The sequence below is a fragment of the Paenibacillus sp. P3E genome, from assembly GCF_001909045.1.
GTDB classification, from domain to species: Bacteria; Bacillota; Bacilli; order Paenibacillales; family Paenibacillaceae; genus Paenibacillus_AQ; species Paenibacillus_AQ helianthi.
The window spans coordinates 73,922-92,523 of the sequence record NZ_LVWH01000137.1; the positions used below are offsets into that span (position 1 = coordinate 73,922).

Genomic DNA, 18,602 nt, shown 5'->3' on the forward strand with positions numbered 1-18,602 from the left:
AAGCTACCGTGATTAAGAATTTTCTTCCGTTCCTTTTTGCTTGCGGTATTGGGTGAAGGCGATATATTCCTTAATGAAATTCTGCTCTTCAGGCAACAGTTCATTACTTTGGCAATTCAATTGCCGAATTTGTCCAAAAAAATATTCCTCCGAACCTTCACGCACCATTTCAGGTGATTTTTTGCCTAAGATTAGCCAATCCAGGCTCACATGAAAAAAAGCCCCGATTTCGATCAGCTTATGCGTCCCGGGCGTTGACTTGCCCCTCTTCCAGTCTCCCATATTTCCTGTACTTATATTCAACTGTTCGCAGAACGATTTCTTGGTGATCCCCTTCTGCTTAATCAAGTATTCAATTCGTTCGTATATGGACTGCATATGCCAACCGCCTTCCACTATATTTAAAAACACTTAATTGCGTAATTATTATTGTAAAATGACGTAAAAAAGTATATAATTAACTATTATTATGTCTTATCCCATTATATCATACGGCTGGATAGTCGATAAGAGGTGAGCCCCTTTTGAACAGCAAACGTCCCATAACCCCCTACGGCTGGGCAATCAAACAGCGGCTAACAGAGCTGCATCTGGACCAGAAAAAATTCTGTGAGATTTATGATATCCCACCTTATCGCCTGTCCAACCTGATCCATGGCACGCGTAGAGCTGAACGCTACCGGCGCCAGATTTCGGAGCTTTTGGGCCTGCCCCCATCTTAGCTTTTTCCTGCCGTGGAACCAGCCTGTCTCTATACAAAAAAGACCGCTCCTATCAGACGTAATATCTGATTCAGGAGCGGTCTATTGTGACTGTATGCGGTAGAGAGGACTCGAACCTCCACGGGTATACACCCACTACCCCCTCAAGATAGCGTGTCTGCCATTCCACCACTACCGCATATGGTGACTCGTATGGGATTCGAACCCATGTTACCTCCGTGAAAGGGAGGTGTCTTAACCCCTTGACCAACGAGCCATGATTGATAACTTATGTGTTTGTCACAACAAAAATGAGTATATCAAACACTGCGGATTTTGACAAGAAGTTTTTTTTGAATCAAATAGCGGGGAGCTGCATCCGTCTGAAATCTGTCCTCCCCGCTACTTTCACTTCCCGCCAAAAAGATATCGACCTGAGCCTTCGCACTTAGTTTCGACCTCCGGCAGCGGCCAACACCTCTATGCCATTAGCGGCTTCATAGCCCAGACTTTGCGCTACGGCCAGATTGGTCACATACCCGGCAGCCACGTTAATTCCACTGGCCAAGGCAGCATTGTTCAATGCAGCAACATGAATGCCCAGATTAGCGATCTGCAAGGCATAGGGGATCGTCACATTCGTAAGCGCCAGTGTCGAGGTCCGTGCCACAGCGCCCGGCATATTAGCCACAGCATAATGGACAACTCCGTGCTTCACATAGGTCGGATTCTCATGGGTTGTGATCCGGTCAATCGTTTCAATTGAACCGCCCTGATCGACTGCAACATCCACAATGACAGAACCTTCCGCCATTCGCTGCACCATGTACTCCTTCACCAGCTTGGGTGCCCGGGCACCCGGAATGAGCACAGCCCCAATAAGCAGGTCCGCTTTGCGGACAGCTTGTTCAATGTGATAAGAATCAGACATGAGGGTAACCAGACGACCGCCAAAAATATCATCGAGAACCCGGAGCCGGGTCGCATTCACATCCAGCACGGTAACTCTTGCTCCCAAGCCGAGCGCAACCTTGGCTGCATTGGTACCCACAATGCCTCCACCTACAATCACCACCTCACCAGGCTGAACACCTGGAACGCCGCCAAGCAGCACACCTTTGCCGCCATGCGGCTTCTCCAGCAACCCCGCTCCAATCTGAACCGCCATCCGTCCGGCTACTTCGCTCATGGGAATGAGCAGCGGCAAGGAGCCATCCTCCAGTTGGACCGTCTCATACCCAACCGCTGTTACGCCACTCTCCACAAGGGCAGCAGTCAATCCGGCTTCCGGAGCCAGATGCAGATAGGTGAACAGGATCAACCCCTTACGGAAATAACCGTACTCTTCGGGGAGCGGTTCCTTCACTTTTATAATCATATCTGCCTTGCTCCACACTTCAGCCGCGGATTCCACAATTCTCGCGCCCTTATCCAGATACTCACTGTCTTCAAAGCCACTGCCCGATCCCGCACATTGCTCAACGAACACCTCATGGCCTGCTCTGCGGAGAGCATCAACTCCAGCCGGAGTGATAGCAACACGATTCTCGTTGTTCTTGATTTCTTTGGGTACGCCGACAATCATTTTATAGCCTCCTTAGATGTTATGAGAGTATAAGCCTACAGTGTATTAGGATGCGAAAAGAAAGGCCCACTTATGAGCCTTTCTTTTCAGCAGTCAGGTTTATTTTATCATATGCGCAAGGTCAGTTTAAGGATTAACCTTCGTTTCAAATGTTTGCTTACCGTCAACGAATTTCAGAACAACTGCTGCTTTTACCGGATCATGTGGTTCGTTCAGCGTAATGTGTGTACTGTTTTTTCTCCATAATGTCCGGGAAGCCACGCAGCGGCTTGTAGTCCAGCCGTTCAATCGTTATATCCGATGGATTGCATCAACAGGTTATTTATCGGAGGAGAGGGAAATGCCAAGAATTCTGTCAGAAGGCTAAAGACAAAAAAAAGAACCTCCGCCGGGAAGTTCTTTTGCATGAAATGTATTCAGAACGGAGAGAGAGGGATTCGAACCCTCGCACCGCTTACGCAGTCTAACCCCTTAGCAGAGGGTCCCCTTATAGCCACTTGGGTATCTCTCCAAGAAAATGGCTCCCCGAACAGGACTCGAACCTGTGACAACTCGATTAACAGTCGAGTGCTCTACCAACTGAGCTATCAGGGAACATTCACATGAACAAGGAATAATTTATCATGATTTTGTAGTCTAGTCAAGCTTATCGCACTATTTTGATATCGTTTTCAGGAGCGGGATCAACACCACTCCCCATCTCCCGGGATCTTGACTCGATCCAGCAGTCCCTCCTGCTCCAGCCGGGCTGTAAGTTGTTCACGGGTAACCAGGCAATGGTTGATGGCCTCCATATGCACAGCAATCACAGATGCTGCAGGCGAATAGTTGCATAGATCCACAATATCCTGCTCATTCATCGTAATATGACCTCCGGTCAGAAATTGCGCCCCTCCCCCATTGACGACAATCACCTCCGGTTTATGTTCATCCAGAGCCTGTTTTACTTCATCGCACCAAATCGTGTCACCGGCTACATATAAGACTGGCTCGCCTTCGGCTCGGAACACAAAACCTGATACCTTACCCATAAGCTCACCAATTTCTCCTATGCCATGCCGGCCTCCGGTCCGCATCAGCGTCACGTTCTGAAAGTTCATCCCCTCATTGTTCCCAATCACAGATACATGTTCAAAACCCTGCTCCGCGAAAGTCTCTCCATCCCCATCCTGGCACAGAACCGGAAGCTCGTGTGGCAATAGAGACACTGCGGCTCCGTCCCAATGATCCCGGTGCAGATGTGTGACCAGCACAGCATCAGGTGTAAGCCACTGCTGAACCGGCCCCGGCAAAGGCACCAAGGGATTATTGCGTGGATTTGCGGTATTCGGAATAGGCGGATTCGCCTCTTTTTCACTAAGCATAGGATCAACCAGAAAAGAAACTCCGCCGTATTCCAACCATAATGCTGCGTTGCGGATAAGCTGTATTTTCATCATAAACCCTCTTTCATCCATTCTGTCTTCTGCTACAATCTAAGTATAGACGCGACTTCAATCAGAATACATTGTGCGGCGAAAGAGATTCACCAGATCTGCTTTCACCCGGAAAGGATTCTCGTATAAATGGATAACTACTCAATAGATGATATAGACTACAGAATCCTACAGTATATAATAGAAGATTCCCGGTTAACCCAGAAGGAAATTGGGGAGAAAATTCACATGACCGGGCAGGCTGTTGGCGCCCGAATCCGCAGAATGCGGGAGCTGGAGATTATCGAGGGCTATACGGTGCGATGGAATCCGCAGAAGCTTGGACAGAACATCCACGCTTTTATAACTGTGTTCCTCAGCTCCAACAAAGCGCATCCGCCTTTTCAAAAATTCGCCCATGAACATGGAAATGTGGCCGAGCTGCACCGGGTTAGCGGTGAAGGCTGCTACTGGATGCGAGTATACGCCAAAGATCAAGAGGAACTGTCAACTTTTCTGGACCTGCTGCTGGAGTTCGGCAACTATCGGGTTAATCTGGGAATGGGCAAGCTGAAGTAGCACATCATATAATAATTACATGGAGGCAAAGATGAAAAACAAGATTGATCCACCCCAAATTAACGACCGAGATTCCCTACAGTCACAGCAAATACATACTCTCACATCAAAGGAAGAAATCAGCCAATGCCTCATCAGCGACTGTCTGATTGAAGATCAGGAAGCGGCCAGGGTCTCGTTCGATAAAGTGATTTTCCGGAATGTAACGATTGCTGAATCTACACTGAACGCCATTGAACTGACGGATGTTATATTTGAAAATTGTGATCTGTCTAATGTGAATTTCAGTGACGCTTTTGTGCACCGGACAGAGTTTCGGAATTGTAAACTGACCGGAACCGATTTCAGCAGGGGACGGTTTCAGAATGTCCGGATGGTGGATTGTATCGGGGATTTCGCCAGCTTTCGCTTCGGTAAATTTAAGGGGGCGGCTTTTGCGAACTGCCGGTTGGTCAGCAGCGATTATTACCAGGCGACCCTGAATCATGTAGAATTCTCGGAATGCGAAATCGATCAGGCCACCCTGGCGGGCTGTAAATTAAAAGAAATCGATCTTAGCGATTGCAGCTTCTCCGGTCTGAATGTCGACATTGAAGATCTTGCAGGCTGTATCATTTCCGCAGAACAGGCAGCTTCTTTTGTTGGACTTATGGGCCTGATCATCAAGACCGACCCCGAACTCTAAAATTTCCCTATTTAGCTCTCCCTTGGCCTTCTTCCAGGGCAATCAGCTTGAGCTTGCCGGCACAATTGCCGCAGCGGTAGCGCTTCGGATCAGCCTTGCGTTTGCGCGGGTATTCGGTCGAACAGGCAGTGCAGACAAGTTTATACCGGTAAGGCAGCACCTTACGCCCCTTGGCTCCAGGCAGGGTCTGGCAAAACCGGCTTCCGCCGACCATGGCGAGCAGTTTTTTGAAATCGGCGTCCCGGTGCATATATCCCCGTTTTGCCAGGTGAAGATGATAATGGCACAGCTCATGCTTGATAATGCGCTCGGTCTCTTCACGCCCGAACATTTCCAGCTGCATCGGGTTGATCTCAATATTATGGCTCTTGGTAAAATATCTTCCTCCCGTTGTACTCAGCCGGCTGTTAAAGCTGGCCGAGTGCCGGAAAGGGACACCAAAGCTGTCCTGTGACACCTGCTCGATCCACTGCTGCAACTCTTCATTGGTCATTCTAGTCATCGTTTCTCTCACAAGTCCTCTCCACAGGAAAATTACGATCTCTACTTGAATTGTAACTTGCCCATAGGCTACACTGTCAAGAAGGAAGACAAGTTCGGAGGGAGAATGACTTATGCCGAAAATGCGGTATGTAATGTTGCAGCAGAAGCAGGAATTGCAGTTCGTGGAGATGCCGGAGGAGTATGCGTATCAGCTGAGCGCCCTCAATCTTCGCCTCAATAAAGAGATCGACAAGCTGACCGCGGTTAATGTCCCGGATCTGCCGCTTGCTATTGCGGAGTGTGATTCCCTGGAGCTGCTGCGCGAGGAGCACTCACTGGAATCCGGGCTGGCCTATATCAACCGGCTGGAGAGCGCTTTTTCATCCATTCAGGAGAGCAACTATCCGCTGATCTCGCTGTTGACCGAAATCCGCGCGCTTCAAGCCCAGCTTGAGCAGTGGTACGAAGAGGAAGAAGAAGGCGTACACTAGGGGCCGGTGAAATCCGGCATGCCGCTGCACCTTTGGGCGACTTCTCCCATATGCTATCTTACGTTAGCATGCAGAGGAGGGGTACTCTTGCCGCAGTGGCTCTGCCATCAGCTCATGAAGGCTTATTATAAAAAAGACCGGCGTCAGATTAAGCTGCTGAACGAATGCTGGTTTTTTTACCGCAATTCCGCCGAATCCCGTGACTCCATTCAGCGTGGAATATAAGGATCATTTCTAGCGTAAAACATATGAGTTCTTATATTTCAAACAAAACCCATCCCGAGGAATCCAGGATGGGTTTTTGCATTTTTGACTGCTCACTGAAATCACCTAGAACATCGGGAAGACGTATACGCTCCACTTCAACACTTCTGTCCTTGGTATTCGGCTCCATCATCAATCTCTCCTTTCGAATCTCTTGTTGATAGCATCCATTACCCCGCCCCTTTCCTGCTTGAAACAAACAGCCGCACCCCCGGTTCTCTCCATAGCCACGGAGAGCCGGAGTTGCGGCTCATAAAAGCACCTGATAGGTTTAATTGAAACTGCGGTTCGTGGGCCAGGAGCCCTGCAGCTTGCGGACCAGCACAATCTGACCGGTGTGATAGGAATCATGCAGAATCAGACTCATCACTTCTTCACCTGGAGCATGCCCGGAACCCCCCCAGTCATATGCGCCTTCCTCCAGCGCCTCAATTACTTCCCGCAGCGAAGCATGGATGTACTTCAGTTTGGCCACCGCTTGCTCCCAAGCTTCTTCCCCGCTGCCTGCTACACTAAAAGTAGCATCATTGCTCTCCACGTCAGGCAGCTTCGGCAATCCTTTGAGCTTTTTCAGCAGACGTTCCTTGTAATAGGTTAAATGGTTGACCGTCTCCCAGATGGAATTACCTGCTACTCCTTGCGGCTTCCAGATTGCCTGCTCGCTGGTTACACCTTCCAGTGCTGCGCTAAGCGGCGGGGCCCAATCCTCGATATCCATAACATAATCCCAGTTTTCCAGCAAAACATCACTGATCTTATTCTGCATGTTTTACCTCCTAGAGCATCCGTATAGTTTCTGTAGAACATGGCTTTCCTGAGCATCATCCGAAAATCGGTAACGACTTAAAGACATGGGTAATAGTTACCAAGTGGAAACGGCTACGCCGTCCTTATAAGGGCAGCATCCGTTTCAGCGAGAAAGAGAAAGATAATTTGTAACGTGAAACATATAAATTCTTATCTTTTTAGAAAATGTAGCATATTCTCCGCCACGGTTCAAGTAACTAGCAAATTTATATTTTAACTGTTACAATCATTGAAAAGGTGGGACTGGAAGGAGGGATGTACGGTGCTATGGGACGATTTCTTGAACAGTTATTGGCGGGATTGGCGGACAAGCAACCGTGGCGGTGACAAGGACAAACTGATGGATTCCGAATGGCTAGCCTCTTGGCTGGAGCGTCACTTACTTCAAGCAGAATTGCCGCTTAAGCCCGCAGAACTGGATCAATTGCAGCAGCTCCGGAGCTTGATGTGGGCAGAGGTGCAGATGCTAGTCCAGGTACATACAGTAAACCGGGGTACGCTGGAACAGCTGAACAGATATATGGACAAAGGGCCGGCCATTCGGCAGATCGTCTGGAATGACGCTGGCCTGGCGGAAGTCTCCCTTTTGCCGCAGCGCGCTGATTGGACACAGGTGATGGCGGAGATTGCGTCTTCTTTTGCCGCTGCGCTTGTGGAGAAGGACACCTCGCGCTTCTGCATATGCGAGAATCCGGACTGCCTATGGGTCTATTACGATGATACCCGCAACCGCTCGAAACGTTATTGCGACGATAAAATGTGCGGCAATCTGATGAAGGTCCGGCGTTTCCGGGCGCGCAAGAAGGCGGACACCGAATGACGTATCATTTGAACTCTTAAAACTGTGCCGTCCCAGATCATTTCTCCGGGAATTGGCGTTATGTAAATACCATGGATGAACCTGGGGTCATCACTTTGTTTTTGCCCGAGTGTTTCGCCGCATAGAGCAGTGTGTCCACTTCCTCAAACAGCTTCTCCTTGGTGGTTCCTTGCATGTAGCTCTCAAGTCCGATACTTACGGTGACCACCGCCCCGTCCATCTCTTCATGCGGAGTATCCGAGAGCCGCAGGCGAATCTTCTCCGCGATCTCTGCTGCCTGTTCAAAGGACTTCTCAAAAAGAAGTATGGCAAACTCCTCTCCGCCATAACGGGAGGCAATATCCGCCGGTGAGATAAGCTCCCGGATGACTTTGGCAACTCTCGCCAGAATAATATCCCCTGTACGGTGTCCGTATTTGTCATTGACCATTTTGAAATCATCGATATCAATCAGGGCCAGATGAAAGGGTGCACCTTGATCTCCGTACTCCAGTGCCTTGTCATAGAACTCATGGAAAGAAATATGATTGTACAGATCCGTTAACGCATCCGTTGTCGACAGCTTGCGCATGATCGCATTCTCGATTAACAGATCCTGCTTCGCCGTCAACGTTGCCTCCAGATCGCTAGCCAGCTCACGTCCGTTAATAATCATGATAATAGCTACCAGGGTACCCACCATGAGAAAAATCGGGATCGCAATCAGATCAAACGAACTTAGAAAATACTTAAACCAAAAATCCCATCGATAGAGCACAAAAAAGGCAACGGCCTGAAGTGCTGATGTAAATAATGTTAAGTCAAGCCTGTAAAAAATCGCCGAAGCGAAAATAGGCAGCAGCATAAGTGCTCCAATAATACGGATATCCATGTTCAGATGGATGATGATCATGGCAATAATCGTGCCAGCCATAAAAAGAGAGTAGAACGAATACTTAGAGGCGCTGTAATCAATCAATTGGGCTATGATCACCACCGCCGCCATCAGCAGAGTCGGATACAGCAGCACCTCAAAATAAAACTCATGCGCCCCTCTCTCATACGGCAGAAACCAAAATGCCCCTAGCTGGGCCAAAAAATGCAGGGAAATCACAAGCCAATAAGTCTGCAAAAAACGTTTGATCCACTTCGCCTGCCGATAGGCCGAGGAATCGGAAGGGTTCATGAATTCTCGTAATCTCAACACGGTCACCTGCTAATTCAGTTTGGACTGTTGCTGTACTAGTCATAGTATTTTACCATGATGTGCGGTATTTTTGATACTTGGCCGGTGAAAATCAAAGTTCAGTGCTATATACGATGTTTCAATCCACGCTCCTATGTAAGGAGCGACCAGCCCAGGCCATACGATCAATCGGTACATACTGATATTTCAATCCACGCTCCTACGTAAGGAGCGACGAGCCCTTCATTTCTGAGCAGTTCATACTCATGACATTTCAATCCACGCTCCTGCGTAAGGAGCGACGATGGAACGATATATGAATCAGTTCACCGGGTTAGCATTTCAATCCACGCTCCTGCGTAAGGAGCAACGAGCCGGTCCAGTCGCGCACCGTTGGTGCGTCTCCGATTTCAATCCACGCTCCTGCGTAAGGAGCGACCGGAGAGACCGAGCCGCTGAAGCAGCTGGGCGTATTTCAATCCACGCTCCTGCGTAAGGAGCGACGGTGAACGACTCGCTCCTTAATGGTGGTGTGGAATTTCAATCCACGCTTCTGCGTAAGGAACGACGGAATTACGCGAACAGACTACGCGACAAAAGGCATTTCAATCCACGCTCCTGCGTAAGGAGCGACGCTACTAATCTATGGACAGTTGAGCATTTAGGAATTTCAATCCACGCTCCTACGTAAGGAGCGACCTTAATGTGCGAAAATAGCGAAAGCACCCATCAATTTCAATCCACGCTCCTACGTAAGGAGCGACCTGGCATTGACAGCCAAGCAGCAATTATTCGTCAAGATTTCAATCCACGCTCCTACGTAAGGAGCGACACCTCCCCAGCGGGTGTTGGCTGTTGTCCCTTTAATTTCAATCCACGCTCCTACGTAAGGAGCGACGGGGCAAACACTAGCCCTATGAGTCCAGGCTGTATATTTCAATCCACGCTCCTACGTAAGGAGCGACTGAACATAATTTTCATGCAAATCATCAAGCAAGATATTTCAATCCACGCTCCTACGTAAGGAGCGACGAAACGCAATATAATATGACAGCCCCTGTGAATGCATTTCAATCCACGCTCCTACGTAAGGAGCGACGGCTGCCGGCATGACCTGTAATTATCGGTTGTGTATTTCAATCCACGCTCCTCACGTAAGGAGCGACTAGGCCGTCCTGCATGACTTCCTCATAGTTGTCTATTTCAATCCACGCTCCTACGTAAGGAGCGACGATTTGAGCCGGCTGTTTTTACACTCGAGACGATAATTTCAATCCACGCTCCTACGTAAGGAGCGACCTGGAACGGGATGGGGAAACATTGGTGTACGGGATTTCAATCCACGCTCCTACGTAAGGAGCGACCTTAGAGGCTCCAGGCGACCTGCAGGGGCGGTTGGAGATTTCAATCCACGCTCCTACGTAAGGAGCGACGAGGAGTTAAAGCCATTTATTGATGCCGTGATAATTTCAATCCACGCTCCTACGTAAGGAGCGACTCCCAACTTCATTTCTATTTCTTCGTTTTTGCGATTTCAATCCACGCTCCTACGTAAGGAGCGACTGCAGCAAAGGCAGATGATGTAACCAGGGCACCTATTTCAATCCACGCTCCTACGTAAGGAGCGACGCTGCATTCTTTGTTCCTGTCCATTTCAGCAATGATTTCAATCCACGCTCCTACGTAAGGAGCGACAGCGATTTCAGCCCAAATAAAGGATGAAAATACTTTTATTGTTAAAAACTGCTTAAATCTCAAAAAAATAAGCAATTAATTAGGATTCGGCTTATTTTTTTAGAAAATAATGTAATAAAATCAGTGCGAATGATCCGGGGATTTCATGTACACTATACATTCGCACTACAAAATCAGTGGACCTTCCAGGTCAATGGATTTCTTTATACCCACATGTTCAACTTTATTCTTATGATTATTGCCGAGTTGGTAAAACCTTAGGCTATCTTCATCTTGATCAATGATGGCCTTTAACTTTATTTTCAACTCGGCAAATTGTGTTGCATCCACAATACATTCAAAAACAGAATTTTGGACCCGCTGCCCATAATTTTGGCATGTTTTAGATACCTTGCGCAACCGGCTCTGACCTGCACTACTTAAGGTACTAACATCGTAAGTAATCAGCACCAACAGCTTATACACCTACTTCCATAAGAATGGAGGATACTCATCCAGGTCATTGCGTAAATGACGGGCCAATAGCAAAGCTTGAGCGTGTGGAACTAACCCCCATGAGATTTTCTCACCCAGATACGGATGCGTTATCATTTCTTGCTTTCTGTTCTGCCAGGCCGTCAAAAATTTCTTTCTGGCCTCATCGGTCATAATCACTGCCCCGTTTTCTTTTTTCAGAAAATCCGATTGATTTACCAGCCTTTTATTGATCAAGGATAAGACAAACTTATCTGCAAAAACACCCCGTAATTCCTCCATAACATCCAGCGCCAGAGAAACTCGCCCAGGCCGGTCCCGATGCAGAAAACCAACATACGCATCCAATCCAACAGCCTCCAAAGCGGAGGCTGTATCATGTGCCAACAACGTGTACGCAAAGGATAACATAGCATTTACATTATCTAGCGGCGGTCTGCGGGAACGAGAGCGGAAATAAAAATCCTCTTTTTGCTGCAAAATCATCTGATCAAACATTCTGTTATACGATATAGCAGCTTGCCCTTCCAGCCCTCTTAATCTATCTAATTGCTCACAAGTTCTCACCTCAAGGATTAAGGACGACAACTGTTGCGAGGTTTCTTTGAAATCCTCTACATTTACCCTGAGCGGGTAATCTCTTGTCATTCTTTCCAGCATCCATTTATGATTATAGATTTTCCCGATAATAAAATTGCGGGCTATCTTAGCTGAACAAATCTCATCTTCAGATAAGTTATATTGCTTCTTGCGAAGCACCACATTCCCCCGGCTCTGCCCGGTCACTCTTGCCAGACATTAGTTTATATCTATAACATCTCTAGCAAATTCACTCCACTTGGAACATCATCCTTATTTACAGTAATCGTATAGTGACTATAAGCTCTTGGTGGTTTAGTAGGATCTTTCAGTTCTGCATGTATCAATTCAAAAAGTTCTGCAGATGGTGCATTGCCCAATTCCGAATCATGTTTAAACACAATCAGCTTCCGTGCAGACATTTTCCCTCTAGCAGCAGAATGATCGTGCTCAAACATTTGTTTAAGCGCTTCGAAAAAAATTGAAAGATCATCCTCCGTGAATCCAGTCTTCTGCGCAAACTTCGCTGATACAAATCCCTCCAGCCGATATAAACCATAAGGAACTATATATTTGCGTCCCATAGTTCTATTCTCTGAAGCATTCTCTTTTTCCGTTGTAGAAGCCATACGAGTAATCGTTAATTCCTGAGGAAAAATCACATCTGTACTTTTAGAGAAGCACAGTTGAATCGGTCCACGCACTTGTCCGCACTTAAAATCCCCTGTATCCATAACCGCCCCAAAGGTTCGCACATCATAGAATCGGTTACACATATAGGCCTGAGCAGTTAGCTTATCGTTCTTGTTATCCTTGGTTGTAATATTAGAATCCACATAAGCTTCCTTCTGTTTGTTATTAAGGACTGCACCTTCGGTAACATATATATCAAAACGGTCATTTCCTTCATGAGCGTATTCAATATAATTTCGTACTTTACGTTTCATACATACGTCACTTACAATACCCACACCCGTTTGCGGATCAATTCGTGGCATATTGCCTGCATCAGGGTCACCATTGGGATTTCCATTCTCCACGTCAAAATAAAGAACAAATTCATAACGATTTTTCAGTAATTCACTCATTTAAATAACCTCCTCATGATTTTCATCAGAATTTTTGGATATTCCCTCATCTTGTTTTAAGTCTAATTTATCCTTCTTGGTATAAATGTCTTGTTGCTGATGATAATAACCCACCAAAAACTTACCCTGATCTTCCGTATTTAGCGTTTTCGGGTAACCATCCGAGGGAACATCCTCCATAATTTCACGGATACGCATCTTAATGTTATACTTTTTACTTTTTGAGAAATGCTTTTCTGCATTCAAAAGTAGTGATGGAAATACCTGCTGCGGACTGGCAAGTGCTGCGTTCAAGTACTTGTCCACCACTGAGGCGTTCACATTTCCCAAAGCGTCAGATTGAGCCTTCTCTAAAAGGGCAAATATTCGACCAAGTAAATAGCTGATCGATTTTTCATCTTTATTCAAAGCCACAGTCATCAACTCCTCCTTGTTATTTAGTAGTCGTGATATTCGGTTCAGGTACCCTTTGATTACACCAATTCGAGTACGGTTTATAGCAGTCTTCGCATTTGCAGCTGCTTCCGCACGAATCCTTCCTAGCATTGCCATATACAAACTGTTTGGGTACACTCCTCCGCTCAAAATACTGCGAATCAATGCCGAACGGTGTGGAGTCGGGACATTTTCACTTTTATGAAGCACTGCCGTTTCTATAAGAATTTTATTTACAGATGGATGTTCAGGCTCCCATGCCGGACCTACAATATGTATATCTTGTTGATGAAGTTGCAGGTGAGTAACCAATTGATCAAAAGTATTTACGTAAAAGTAACGTATTACCACTCTTGTCTTATTCGCAGCTAGTCCAAGAAGATAAAACTTCACATGCGGATCAAGTCCCAGTTCCCCAGGAGACTTACCTTTATAAAGTGAATCCAGAATTGAAGCTAGCTCGCGATTCCTCACTTCATCCAGCATTTTATCAGGTTGCGAAGTACCTCCTTCCATAAGCCCAACAATGGCTTGTTCCTCCAACGGTGCTTCGCGTTCAGCCCAAAAAAGAAGCTTATCGCCATGCATATGAACACAATGATTCCGGTCACTTATAAGCATGTTAAGTGCCGTAACATACTTAAAGGCCGCAGTTTCAGAGACAGGCGCATTTTCACCCTTTTCTTTCCGATAAGAAACAAAGCTATCTTGATTAAAGCCTACAACGGTTGGCTTATCCTGCCCAAATCCTCCGAGGTTGCCATGAATACGTGCAATTGGCAGTACTTCTCCGGTTACTAAACATTGCCCAATCGAAGCTTCTGTAGAGCGTTGAGCTAAATAACGGTTCCAGGCAGCTTGAATTTTCGGGCGATTGTGAATGAAATCTAATTCTCCGTCCAATAAAAAAACTATGTTTCCCCCATCATCGAGGTAGCTTGTGTTTACCCCTTCATATTGATATGATCCTTGCTTCCTAACATTATAAAAAGCTAATATCGCTTGTGCTCCCTCATCATCTATATCCATCAAAATCTTCTCATGGATGTCTCTGCTTGCTGCAAACCTGTAATCTGCTCCTGCACGATCCTTATAAATCCCAAAAATAAAATTAGCATTTTCACATAAAAATGCCGGTTCAGGGCGGCTTCCAGCCCGTTTAGGCTGTTGAGGCGTAATAATTCTCCTCGGCTGCCGCTTTTTTTCCTTCTTACCTTTGATTCCCGTCACTTCAATTTCATCGATCATATCAATAACATCACAAACATTTCCTTCTTTATCGAGAACAATACAACATGCAACCGTGTTCAATTCATATCCGGGCTGGGCTACCTTACTATCGCTTGCTTCCGCAAGCCGATCATAGTATCCGCATAAAGCTTGAAGTATCATAAATCCACTTCCTTTGGAACCTCTATCACACCATGCCTCATGTACGCCCGAAAAAATTTTGGAGTGAACGAGTATTCAGTTTTTTTCTTATTCATCTCTTCTTTATATTCAATGTCCCATAACATCCATCCCAAATCGATTTCATCATCATTCCTGTAATGACTCTCAGGCACTCTATCCTCTTCAATTAGCTTAAAATGGGCGGCAAATTCACGACATCCTAAGTAGGGTGTATGAAAACATTGCCCCTGACGAGCTCTTCTTAGAAACATATTATAAAATTTTTCCGGAGTGTCTGTTTCGCCAGACTTCTCTTTATTCATCACAAAATGAGCTTCAATAATATACGCCACATCAGTAAGCAATAACGTAGCTCGCTGCTGCCTGTCTTCTGTGATATATTGATGCAAGTCTTTTCCTCCTCTCATGGCTGCTGTAACGTTATTTGGGGGTATCTTGGAACCCAACTCATTGCGCCTAATCGAATCGAAAACTATAGGATTCAGTACTGAAATCCTATCAACTACCCAGTGGATAGCTGGCTTCCACAGTATTGCCTCCAACACGCCTCTTGCAGCCGATGGTGTTATAACATCATAGCTGACCCGTTCAGACTTGAATTCTGGACGGGTATAACAGGCGTAGTCTCCTCTAACTAATAAACGAATGCCATATCCCATTTCACTACCACTCCTTATCAGGGTTAATAGATAGACCAAACCTACCATTGTACAGCCCATTCCCCTCCCCATCTTCCATTAAATAGTAAATCTTTTTATCTATAATCCCTAGCTTCCCGAGAGCTCGAATCTGCTCTAATTCCCTAGGAGTAATAGAAACACTATATCGTTGAAATTTTTGACTATAACTGCAAGGATAATGGGAGCTTTGTGCCTCCTTTACTAGTTCCCTGCACTTCTCGTCGAAAGGAATTATTATGGGTACTGTATCAGAATTTATGAACTTGAATTTCTCAGCAACCTCTCGAAATTGAAAGGAAAGTTGGTTCGCTCCAGCGTTAAGATTTTCTAGTATATTATACTCATCAAGGTTTGTATCAAGCTCATAGCACAATTGGAAGAAGTATGAAACCGCATCCGGCATTAAAGGATCGGGATAGCGATTTAGAACCATGCGAGTGAATCCTGCCATTCTTGAAAACCAGCCTCTTGGAAGTGCATAATCCGTTGATTCAAAAATAAATACTTGGCCTACATTTACCGTACCTTCCCGATTACATCGGCCAGAAGCCTGGGCTATACTGTCAATTCCAGCGATCTCACGATAAACTTGCGGAAAATCTATATCCACTCCTGCCTCTAGTAAGCTGGTCGAAATAACGACACAAGGTTGCTTATTTTTCAGTCTTATTTTTATTTCATCTATGATCTTCGTTCGATGTACAGGACACATGAGTGCGCTTAAATGATAGTTTCCATCTTGCTGTGCCAATCTTCTAAATAATGCTTGAGCATGTTTGCGAGTATTGACAATACATAGAGCTTGATGCTGGGAAGATATCATCTTATTGAGTTCAGCGTCACTTTGCGAACCAATAAACTCTACGCGTACTCTTTTCAAATCTGAGTACAGCTTCATCGGATTGTCCATAATCTCTACTGGCGTAATACCATCCAGCCAATCGGGATGTATTGCAGGCTGAGTAGCTGTACACAATACTACAGTTACTCCATAATCGGCACTGAGACACTTTAGGGCAGCTAATGAAGGGCGCAGCAATTCACTCGGGAGCATTTGAGCTTCATCCAAAATAATGATGCTTCCTGCAAGATTATGCAGTTTACGCGCACGGGAAGGCTTTGCCGCAAAAAGACTCTCAAAAAGTTCAACGTTAGTGGTAACAACCAAATTTGCTTCCCAGTTTTCGCTGGCTAATCTATTAATATCAATCTCATCATCTTGAGAGGCTGCAATATTACTATGGTGCTCTAGCACTGCTCCTTTACCAAGTGCGGAACGAAACACATTTGCATTTTGTTCAATAATAGAAGTGAATGGTAACCCATAAATAATCCGGCGCATATTGTTCTGTGTAGCGTGTGAGAGAGCAAATGCCAGTGAAGAGTAGGTTTTACCACCTCCTGTAGGTACGGTAAGTGTAAAGATTCCGGTGGGCATTTGTGCTGCTTCGAGACAACACTTTAAGACCTGATTTCTTGACTTTGCGAGTGTGCTGTTCAGGGGTTTGGCCAAAAGATCAGTGAGTGTAGTGGAGAATGTCGCGCTCATTTCATCGATCGTTGGGAACTTATTACGGAGTGATGCTTTCTCAGGAGAAAAATATTTCTCTGTATCCAAGTAATCCGCATCAACTAGTGAAGAATAAAGCATGCGAATTAATAGCGAAAAAGAAATTCCGGGGTTACTGCTCTTTATACGCTTGGGAATAGACTCTACTACTAATGGAGGAATCGTAGGATAGAAGTTATTGATAATGGAAAATTTATTGTTCTTGAGTGCTTCGTCAAGTCCAACTGAAGAGCCTCTTGAGATGTGGTCAGGCAATCCTCCGTGGTGACCATACACAGCGTAAGCAAGCAATCTTCCATATAGAGAAGGATAATGCTGAGTGACTAGTACTGCTCCTGCAGTCTTGTGATCAACATATTGATTGGAGCCTTCCAACCGCTTTAAAAATGCCGGATCCGCTTTGCCATAATCATGGGCATACCCTAGAATACGACCAAGCTCAGCACAGTTAAAGTACCCAGCGTGTTTGGCAGCTTTTTTGGCGGTCTCCTCCAGATGTTCTGTGAGAAGATGCCATTCTTCCTTAGGCAAAAGTTCTTTTGTAATCGGATCACGTTTGGAATGAGCATACAACAAGACAAAACCTCCAATCTTGTGATACCATTTAATGGTACAATTAAGAGGGCGCTGTGACTGCTCTTAATAGTAGAAATTGACGGAGAGATTACTTTTTATTTCAGAGATTTATTTATCTAAAATCCCACTCTGATAATTTCAGGATATCCCCCCAACCCATCTATTGTCAATCTATTCCACATATTTGGAAATCTTCTTGTGTCGAACTGTTTAAAGTTCGAGGATTGAAACAGAGATTTATTAATCTAGGCAGCAAAAATCGGTACAGCAATTTAGGTTGCTGTACCGATTTTTTGCCTGCTTAAATTCTGCTCCACAGTTGTAAAGAAGTCTACTCTCAGATATCATGATTAATAAAATCCTGTAGGTATGAATGATGTGAAATAATCGCATTCCCTACAACTTCGGCCAGAATCATTTTATTCATATGGTCCTGTTTGTTGGATAGATCTTTCGGAAGACTATGATATTGTTCAAATAGCAGTTTCCCACCTGCAGTTGAGTGATCTACACTGCCTCTTTTTGGCGGAGCCTCAGGATGGTAAACGGCTTGCAATATGTAATTTCTAAATTCTTCTGTATATTTGCCCATGTCATGAAGCATACCTGCGAGTCCGGCAATATGGCTAACTCCTAGCTTTTCACCGTACCCCTCTGCTAAGACTTGTACTCCTAATAAATGCTCAGTGACGGTCTGGACTTTCCTGTCACTTTCCCGAATATGAGCAATGTAATCCATAACTCTCCTCCCACTATAAATTAATAAATACTCTTGTTTACTCACTCGTTCTAAGATTCTCAGCCATAGACAGATTGAGAGCTGGAGAAGTCATGTAAGGATGACATTATTTTCTGGTGAAGCCGGTGGCGGGAATAGAGAGCGGGGGATTCATCCCCAACCCAAGGATACGTTCTGTGATCGCACTTTGGATATCCACACCTGTCTCCTGACGGCTTACCCTCCCATGTCACGCGGGGTCTTTGCCCTTACATTCCTTCGTTCGGCCTCTCAGGAGGTGGACGCCGTTTCTTGCTCCTTTACAGGGTCGTTGCCCTTATGGAAATGATTCCTGCGGCTGCTCCGTGCTTCCTTTGTC

Annotated in this window: 18 protein-coding genes, 4 tRNA genes, 2 pseudogenes and 2 CRISPR repeat arrays; of the genes and pseudogenes, 6 read left to right on the forward strand and 18 right to left on the reverse strand. The window is 45.7% G+C overall.

The genetic code is table 11. The annotated features are described in order from the left end of the window. Positions 1-12: 12 nt before the first annotated feature. A complete protein-coding gene (locus A3842_RS12405) occupies positions 13-378 on the reverse strand; it encodes a helix-turn-helix domain-containing protein (protein WP_074083251.1) in 366 nt (121 codons plus the stop codon). A gap of 146 nt (positions 379-524) precedes the next feature. On the opposite strand from A3842_RS12405, the gene A3842_RS12410 reads away from it, so the two are divergent. Then, entirely contained in the window at positions 525-722 is a 198-nt protein-coding gene (locus A3842_RS12410) for a Rha family transcriptional regulator (RefSeq protein ID WP_074083250.1), read from the forward strand. 95 nt (positions 723-817) lie between these two features. Here A3842_RS12410 and A3842_RS12415 read toward each other — a convergent pair. The 6 genes from A3842_RS12415 to A3842_RS12440 all read right to left on the reverse strand — a co-directional run bounded on the left by A3842_RS12415 (position 818) and on the right by A3842_RS12440 (position 3,722). Continuing rightward, positions 818-900, reverse strand: a tRNA-Leu gene (locus tag A3842_RS12415). Positions 901-903: 3 nt separating this feature from the next. Next, positions 904-978: transfer RNA gene (locus tag A3842_RS12420), tRNA-Glu, on the reverse strand. A 171-nt stretch (positions 979-1,149) separates the two neighbouring features. After that, on the reverse strand, positions 1,150-2,286 hold the full coding sequence (ald, locus tag A3842_RS12425; RefSeq protein ID WP_074101627.1) for an alanine dehydrogenase: 1,137 nt from the start codon (positions 2,284-2,286) through the stop codon (positions 1,150-1,152). Positions 2,287-2,708: 422 nt separating this feature from the next. Beyond that, positions 2,709-2,797, reverse strand: a tRNA-Ser gene (locus tag A3842_RS12430). A gap of 7 nt (positions 2,798-2,804) precedes the next feature. Then, positions 2,805-2,880: transfer RNA gene (locus tag A3842_RS12435), tRNA-Asn, on the reverse strand. Positions 2,881-2,969: 89 nt separating this feature from the next. Next, complete coding sequence (locus tag A3842_RS12440) at positions 2,970-3,722, reverse strand: MBL fold metallo-hydrolase (protein WP_074101628.1); 753 nt, start codon at positions 3,720-3,722, stop codon at positions 2,970-2,972. 129 nt (positions 3,723-3,851) lie between these two features. On the opposite strand from A3842_RS12440, the gene A3842_RS12445 reads away from it, so the two are divergent. Further along, positions 3,852-4,280 carry an Lrp/AsnC family transcriptional regulator gene (locus A3842_RS12445; protein WP_074083247.1) on the forward strand — a complete coding sequence of 143 codons (429 nt, stop codon included), beginning with the start codon at positions 3,852-3,854 and terminating at the stop codon, positions 4,278-4,280. 31 nt (positions 4,281-4,311) lie between these two features. Continuing rightward, positions 4,312-4,965: a pentapeptide repeat-containing protein gene (locus A3842_RS12450; RefSeq protein ID WP_074101629.1), complete on the forward strand. Its 654-nt coding sequence runs from the start codon at positions 4,312-4,314 to the stop codon at positions 4,963-4,965. 7 nt (positions 4,966-4,972) lie between these two features. Here the strand turns inward: A3842_RS12450 and A3842_RS12455 are convergent, their stop codons facing one another. Next, a complete protein-coding gene (locus A3842_RS12455) occupies positions 4,973-5,458 on the reverse strand; it encodes a SprT family protein (protein ID WP_074083245.1) in 486 nt (161 codons plus the stop codon). A 121-nt stretch (positions 5,459-5,579) separates the two neighbouring features. Here A3842_RS12455 and A3842_RS12460 point away from each other — a divergent pair, with 121 nt between their 5' ends. Together A3842_RS12460 and cmpA are read left to right on the forward strand one after the other, a co-directional pair. After that, positions 5,580-5,939, forward strand: a complete 360-nt coding sequence (locus A3842_RS12460; RefSeq protein WP_074083244.1) for a hydrolase/acyltransferase — start codon at positions 5,580-5,582, stop codon at positions 5,937-5,939. 87 nt (positions 5,940-6,026) lie between these two features. Then, on the forward strand, positions 6,027-6,164 hold the full coding sequence (cmpA, locus tag A3842_RS32010) for a cortex morphogenetic protein CmpA (protein WP_143186262.1): 138 nt from the start codon (positions 6,027-6,029) through the stop codon (positions 6,162-6,164). Between the two features lie 31 nt (positions 6,165-6,195). On the opposite strand, the gene A3842_RS32505 is transcribed toward cmpA, so the two are convergent. Both A3842_RS32505 and A3842_RS12465 read right to left on the reverse strand, forming a co-directional pair. After that, entirely contained in the window at positions 6,196-6,333 is a 138-nt protein-coding gene (locus A3842_RS32505; RefSeq protein ID WP_178382343.1) for a hypothetical protein, read from the reverse strand. A gap of 141 nt (positions 6,334-6,474) precedes the next feature. Continuing rightward, entirely contained in the window at positions 6,475-6,969 is a 495-nt protein-coding gene (locus A3842_RS12465; protein WP_074101630.1) for a DinB family protein, read from the reverse strand. A 303-nt stretch (positions 6,970-7,272) separates the two neighbouring features. On the opposite strand from A3842_RS12465, the gene A3842_RS12470 reads away from it, so the two are divergent. Next, positions 7,273-7,830, forward strand: a complete 558-nt coding sequence (locus A3842_RS12470; RefSeq protein ID WP_074101631.1) for a CGNR zinc finger domain-containing protein — start codon at positions 7,273-7,275, stop codon at positions 7,828-7,830. A 58-nt stretch (positions 7,831-7,888) separates the two neighbouring features. Here the strand turns inward: A3842_RS12470 and A3842_RS12475 are convergent, their stop codons facing one another. The 8 genes and pseudogenes from A3842_RS12475 to A3842_RS12510 all read right to left on the reverse strand — a co-directional run. Continuing rightward, on the reverse strand, positions 7,889-9,013 hold the full coding sequence (locus tag A3842_RS12475) for a GGDEF domain-containing protein (protein WP_244169818.1): 1,125 nt from the start codon (positions 9,011-9,013) through the stop codon (positions 7,889-7,891). 118 nt (positions 9,014-9,131) lie between these two features. Next, positions 9,132-10,095: a CRISPR direct-repeat array (repeat unit 32 nt; unit sequence ATTTCAATCCACGCTCCTACGTAAGGAGCGAC). Positions 10,096-10,195: 100 nt separating this feature from the next. Then, a CRISPR array of direct repeats spans positions 10,196-10,690; the repeat unit is 32 nt; unit sequence ATTTCAATCCACGCTCCTACGTAAGGAGCGAC. A gap of 165 nt (positions 10,691-10,855) precedes the next feature. Continuing rightward, positions 10,856-11,146 carry a CRISPR-associated endonuclease Cas2 gene (gene cas2, locus A3842_RS12480; protein ID WP_074101643.1) on the reverse strand — a complete coding sequence of 97 codons (291 nt, stop codon included), beginning with the start codon at positions 11,144-11,146 and terminating at the stop codon, positions 10,856-10,858. Between the two features lie 9 nt (positions 11,147-11,155). Further along, positions 11,156-11,959: pseudogene (gene cas1c, locus A3842_RS12485) on the reverse strand (type I-C CRISPR-associated endonuclease Cas1c); the annotation flags it as partial. 14 nt (positions 11,960-11,973) lie between these two features. Beyond that, positions 11,974-12,831, reverse strand: coding sequence for a type I-C CRISPR-associated protein Cas7/Csd2 (gene cas7c, locus A3842_RS12490; RefSeq protein WP_074101634.1), 858 nt, complete (start codon positions 12,829-12,831; stop codon positions 11,974-11,976). Next, positions 12,832-14,658 (reverse strand): type I-C CRISPR-associated protein Cas8c/Csd1, encoded by a 1,827-nt coding sequence (gene cas8c, locus A3842_RS12495; RefSeq protein ID WP_074101635.1) that lies wholly within the window; start codon positions 14,656-14,658, stop codon positions 12,832-12,834. Beyond that, positions 14,655-15,338, reverse strand: a complete 684-nt coding sequence (gene cas5c, locus A3842_RS12500; RefSeq protein ID WP_074101636.1) for a type I-C CRISPR-associated protein Cas5c — start codon at positions 15,336-15,338, stop codon at positions 14,655-14,657. Before cas5c ends, cas8c begins: the two co-directional genes overlap by 4 nt. A gap of 4 nt (positions 15,339-15,342) precedes the next feature. Then, a complete protein-coding gene (locus A3842_RS12505; protein WP_074101637.1) occupies positions 15,343-17,505 on the reverse strand; it encodes a CRISPR-associated helicase/endonuclease Cas3 in 2,163 nt (720 codons plus the stop codon). 340 nt (positions 17,506-17,845) lie between these two features. Next, positions 17,846-18,244: pseudogene (locus tag A3842_RS12510) on the reverse strand (CRISPR-associated endonuclease Cas3''); the annotation flags it as partial. Positions 18,245-18,602: the final 358 nt, after the last annotated feature.

Excerpts from the sequence above, each read along its gene's own strand:
- A3842_RS12405 (WP_074083251.1), bottom strand. The coding sequence starts at position 378 with ATGCAGTCCATATACGAACGAATTGAATACTTGATTAAGCAGAAGGGG.
- ald (WP_074101627.1), bottom strand. The coding sequence starts at position 2,286 with ATGATTGTCGGCGTACCCAAAGAAATCAAGAACAACGAGAATCGTGTT.
- A3842_RS12440 (WP_074101628.1), bottom strand. The coding sequence starts at position 3,722 with ATGAAAATACAGCTTATCCGCAACGCAGCATTATGGTTGGAATACGGC.
- A3842_RS12445 (WP_074083247.1), top strand. The coding sequence starts at position 3,852 with ATGGATAACTACTCAATAGATGATATAGACTACAGAATCCTACAGTAT.
- A3842_RS12450 (WP_074101629.1), top strand. The coding sequence starts at position 4,312 with ATGAAAAACAAGATTGATCCACCCCAAATTAACGACCGAGATTCCCTA.
- A3842_RS12455 (WP_074083245.1), bottom strand. The coding sequence starts at position 5,458 with ATGACCAATGAAGAGTTGCAGCAGTGGATCGAGCAGGTGTCACAGGAC.
- A3842_RS12460 (WP_074083244.1), top strand. The coding sequence starts at position 5,580 with ATGCCGAAAATGCGGTATGTAATGTTGCAGCAGAAGCAGGAATTGCAG.
- A3842_RS32505 (WP_178382343.1), bottom strand. The coding sequence starts at position 6,333 with ATGGAGCCGAATACCAAGGACAGAAGTGTTGAAGTGGAGCGTATACGT.
- A3842_RS12465 (WP_074101630.1), bottom strand. The coding sequence starts at position 6,969 with ATGCAGAATAAGATCAGTGATGTTTTGCTGGAAAACTGGGATTATGTT.
- cas7c (WP_074101634.1), bottom strand. The coding sequence starts at position 12,831 with ATGAGTGAATTACTGAAAAATCGTTATGAATTTGTTCTTTATTTTGAC.
- cas8c (WP_074101635.1), bottom strand. The coding sequence starts at position 14,658 with ATGATACTTCAAGCTTTATGCGGATACTATGATCGGCTTGCGGAAGCA.
- cas5c (WP_074101636.1), bottom strand. The coding sequence starts at position 15,338 with ATGGGATATGGCATTCGTTTATTAGTTAGAGGAGACTACGCCTGTTAT.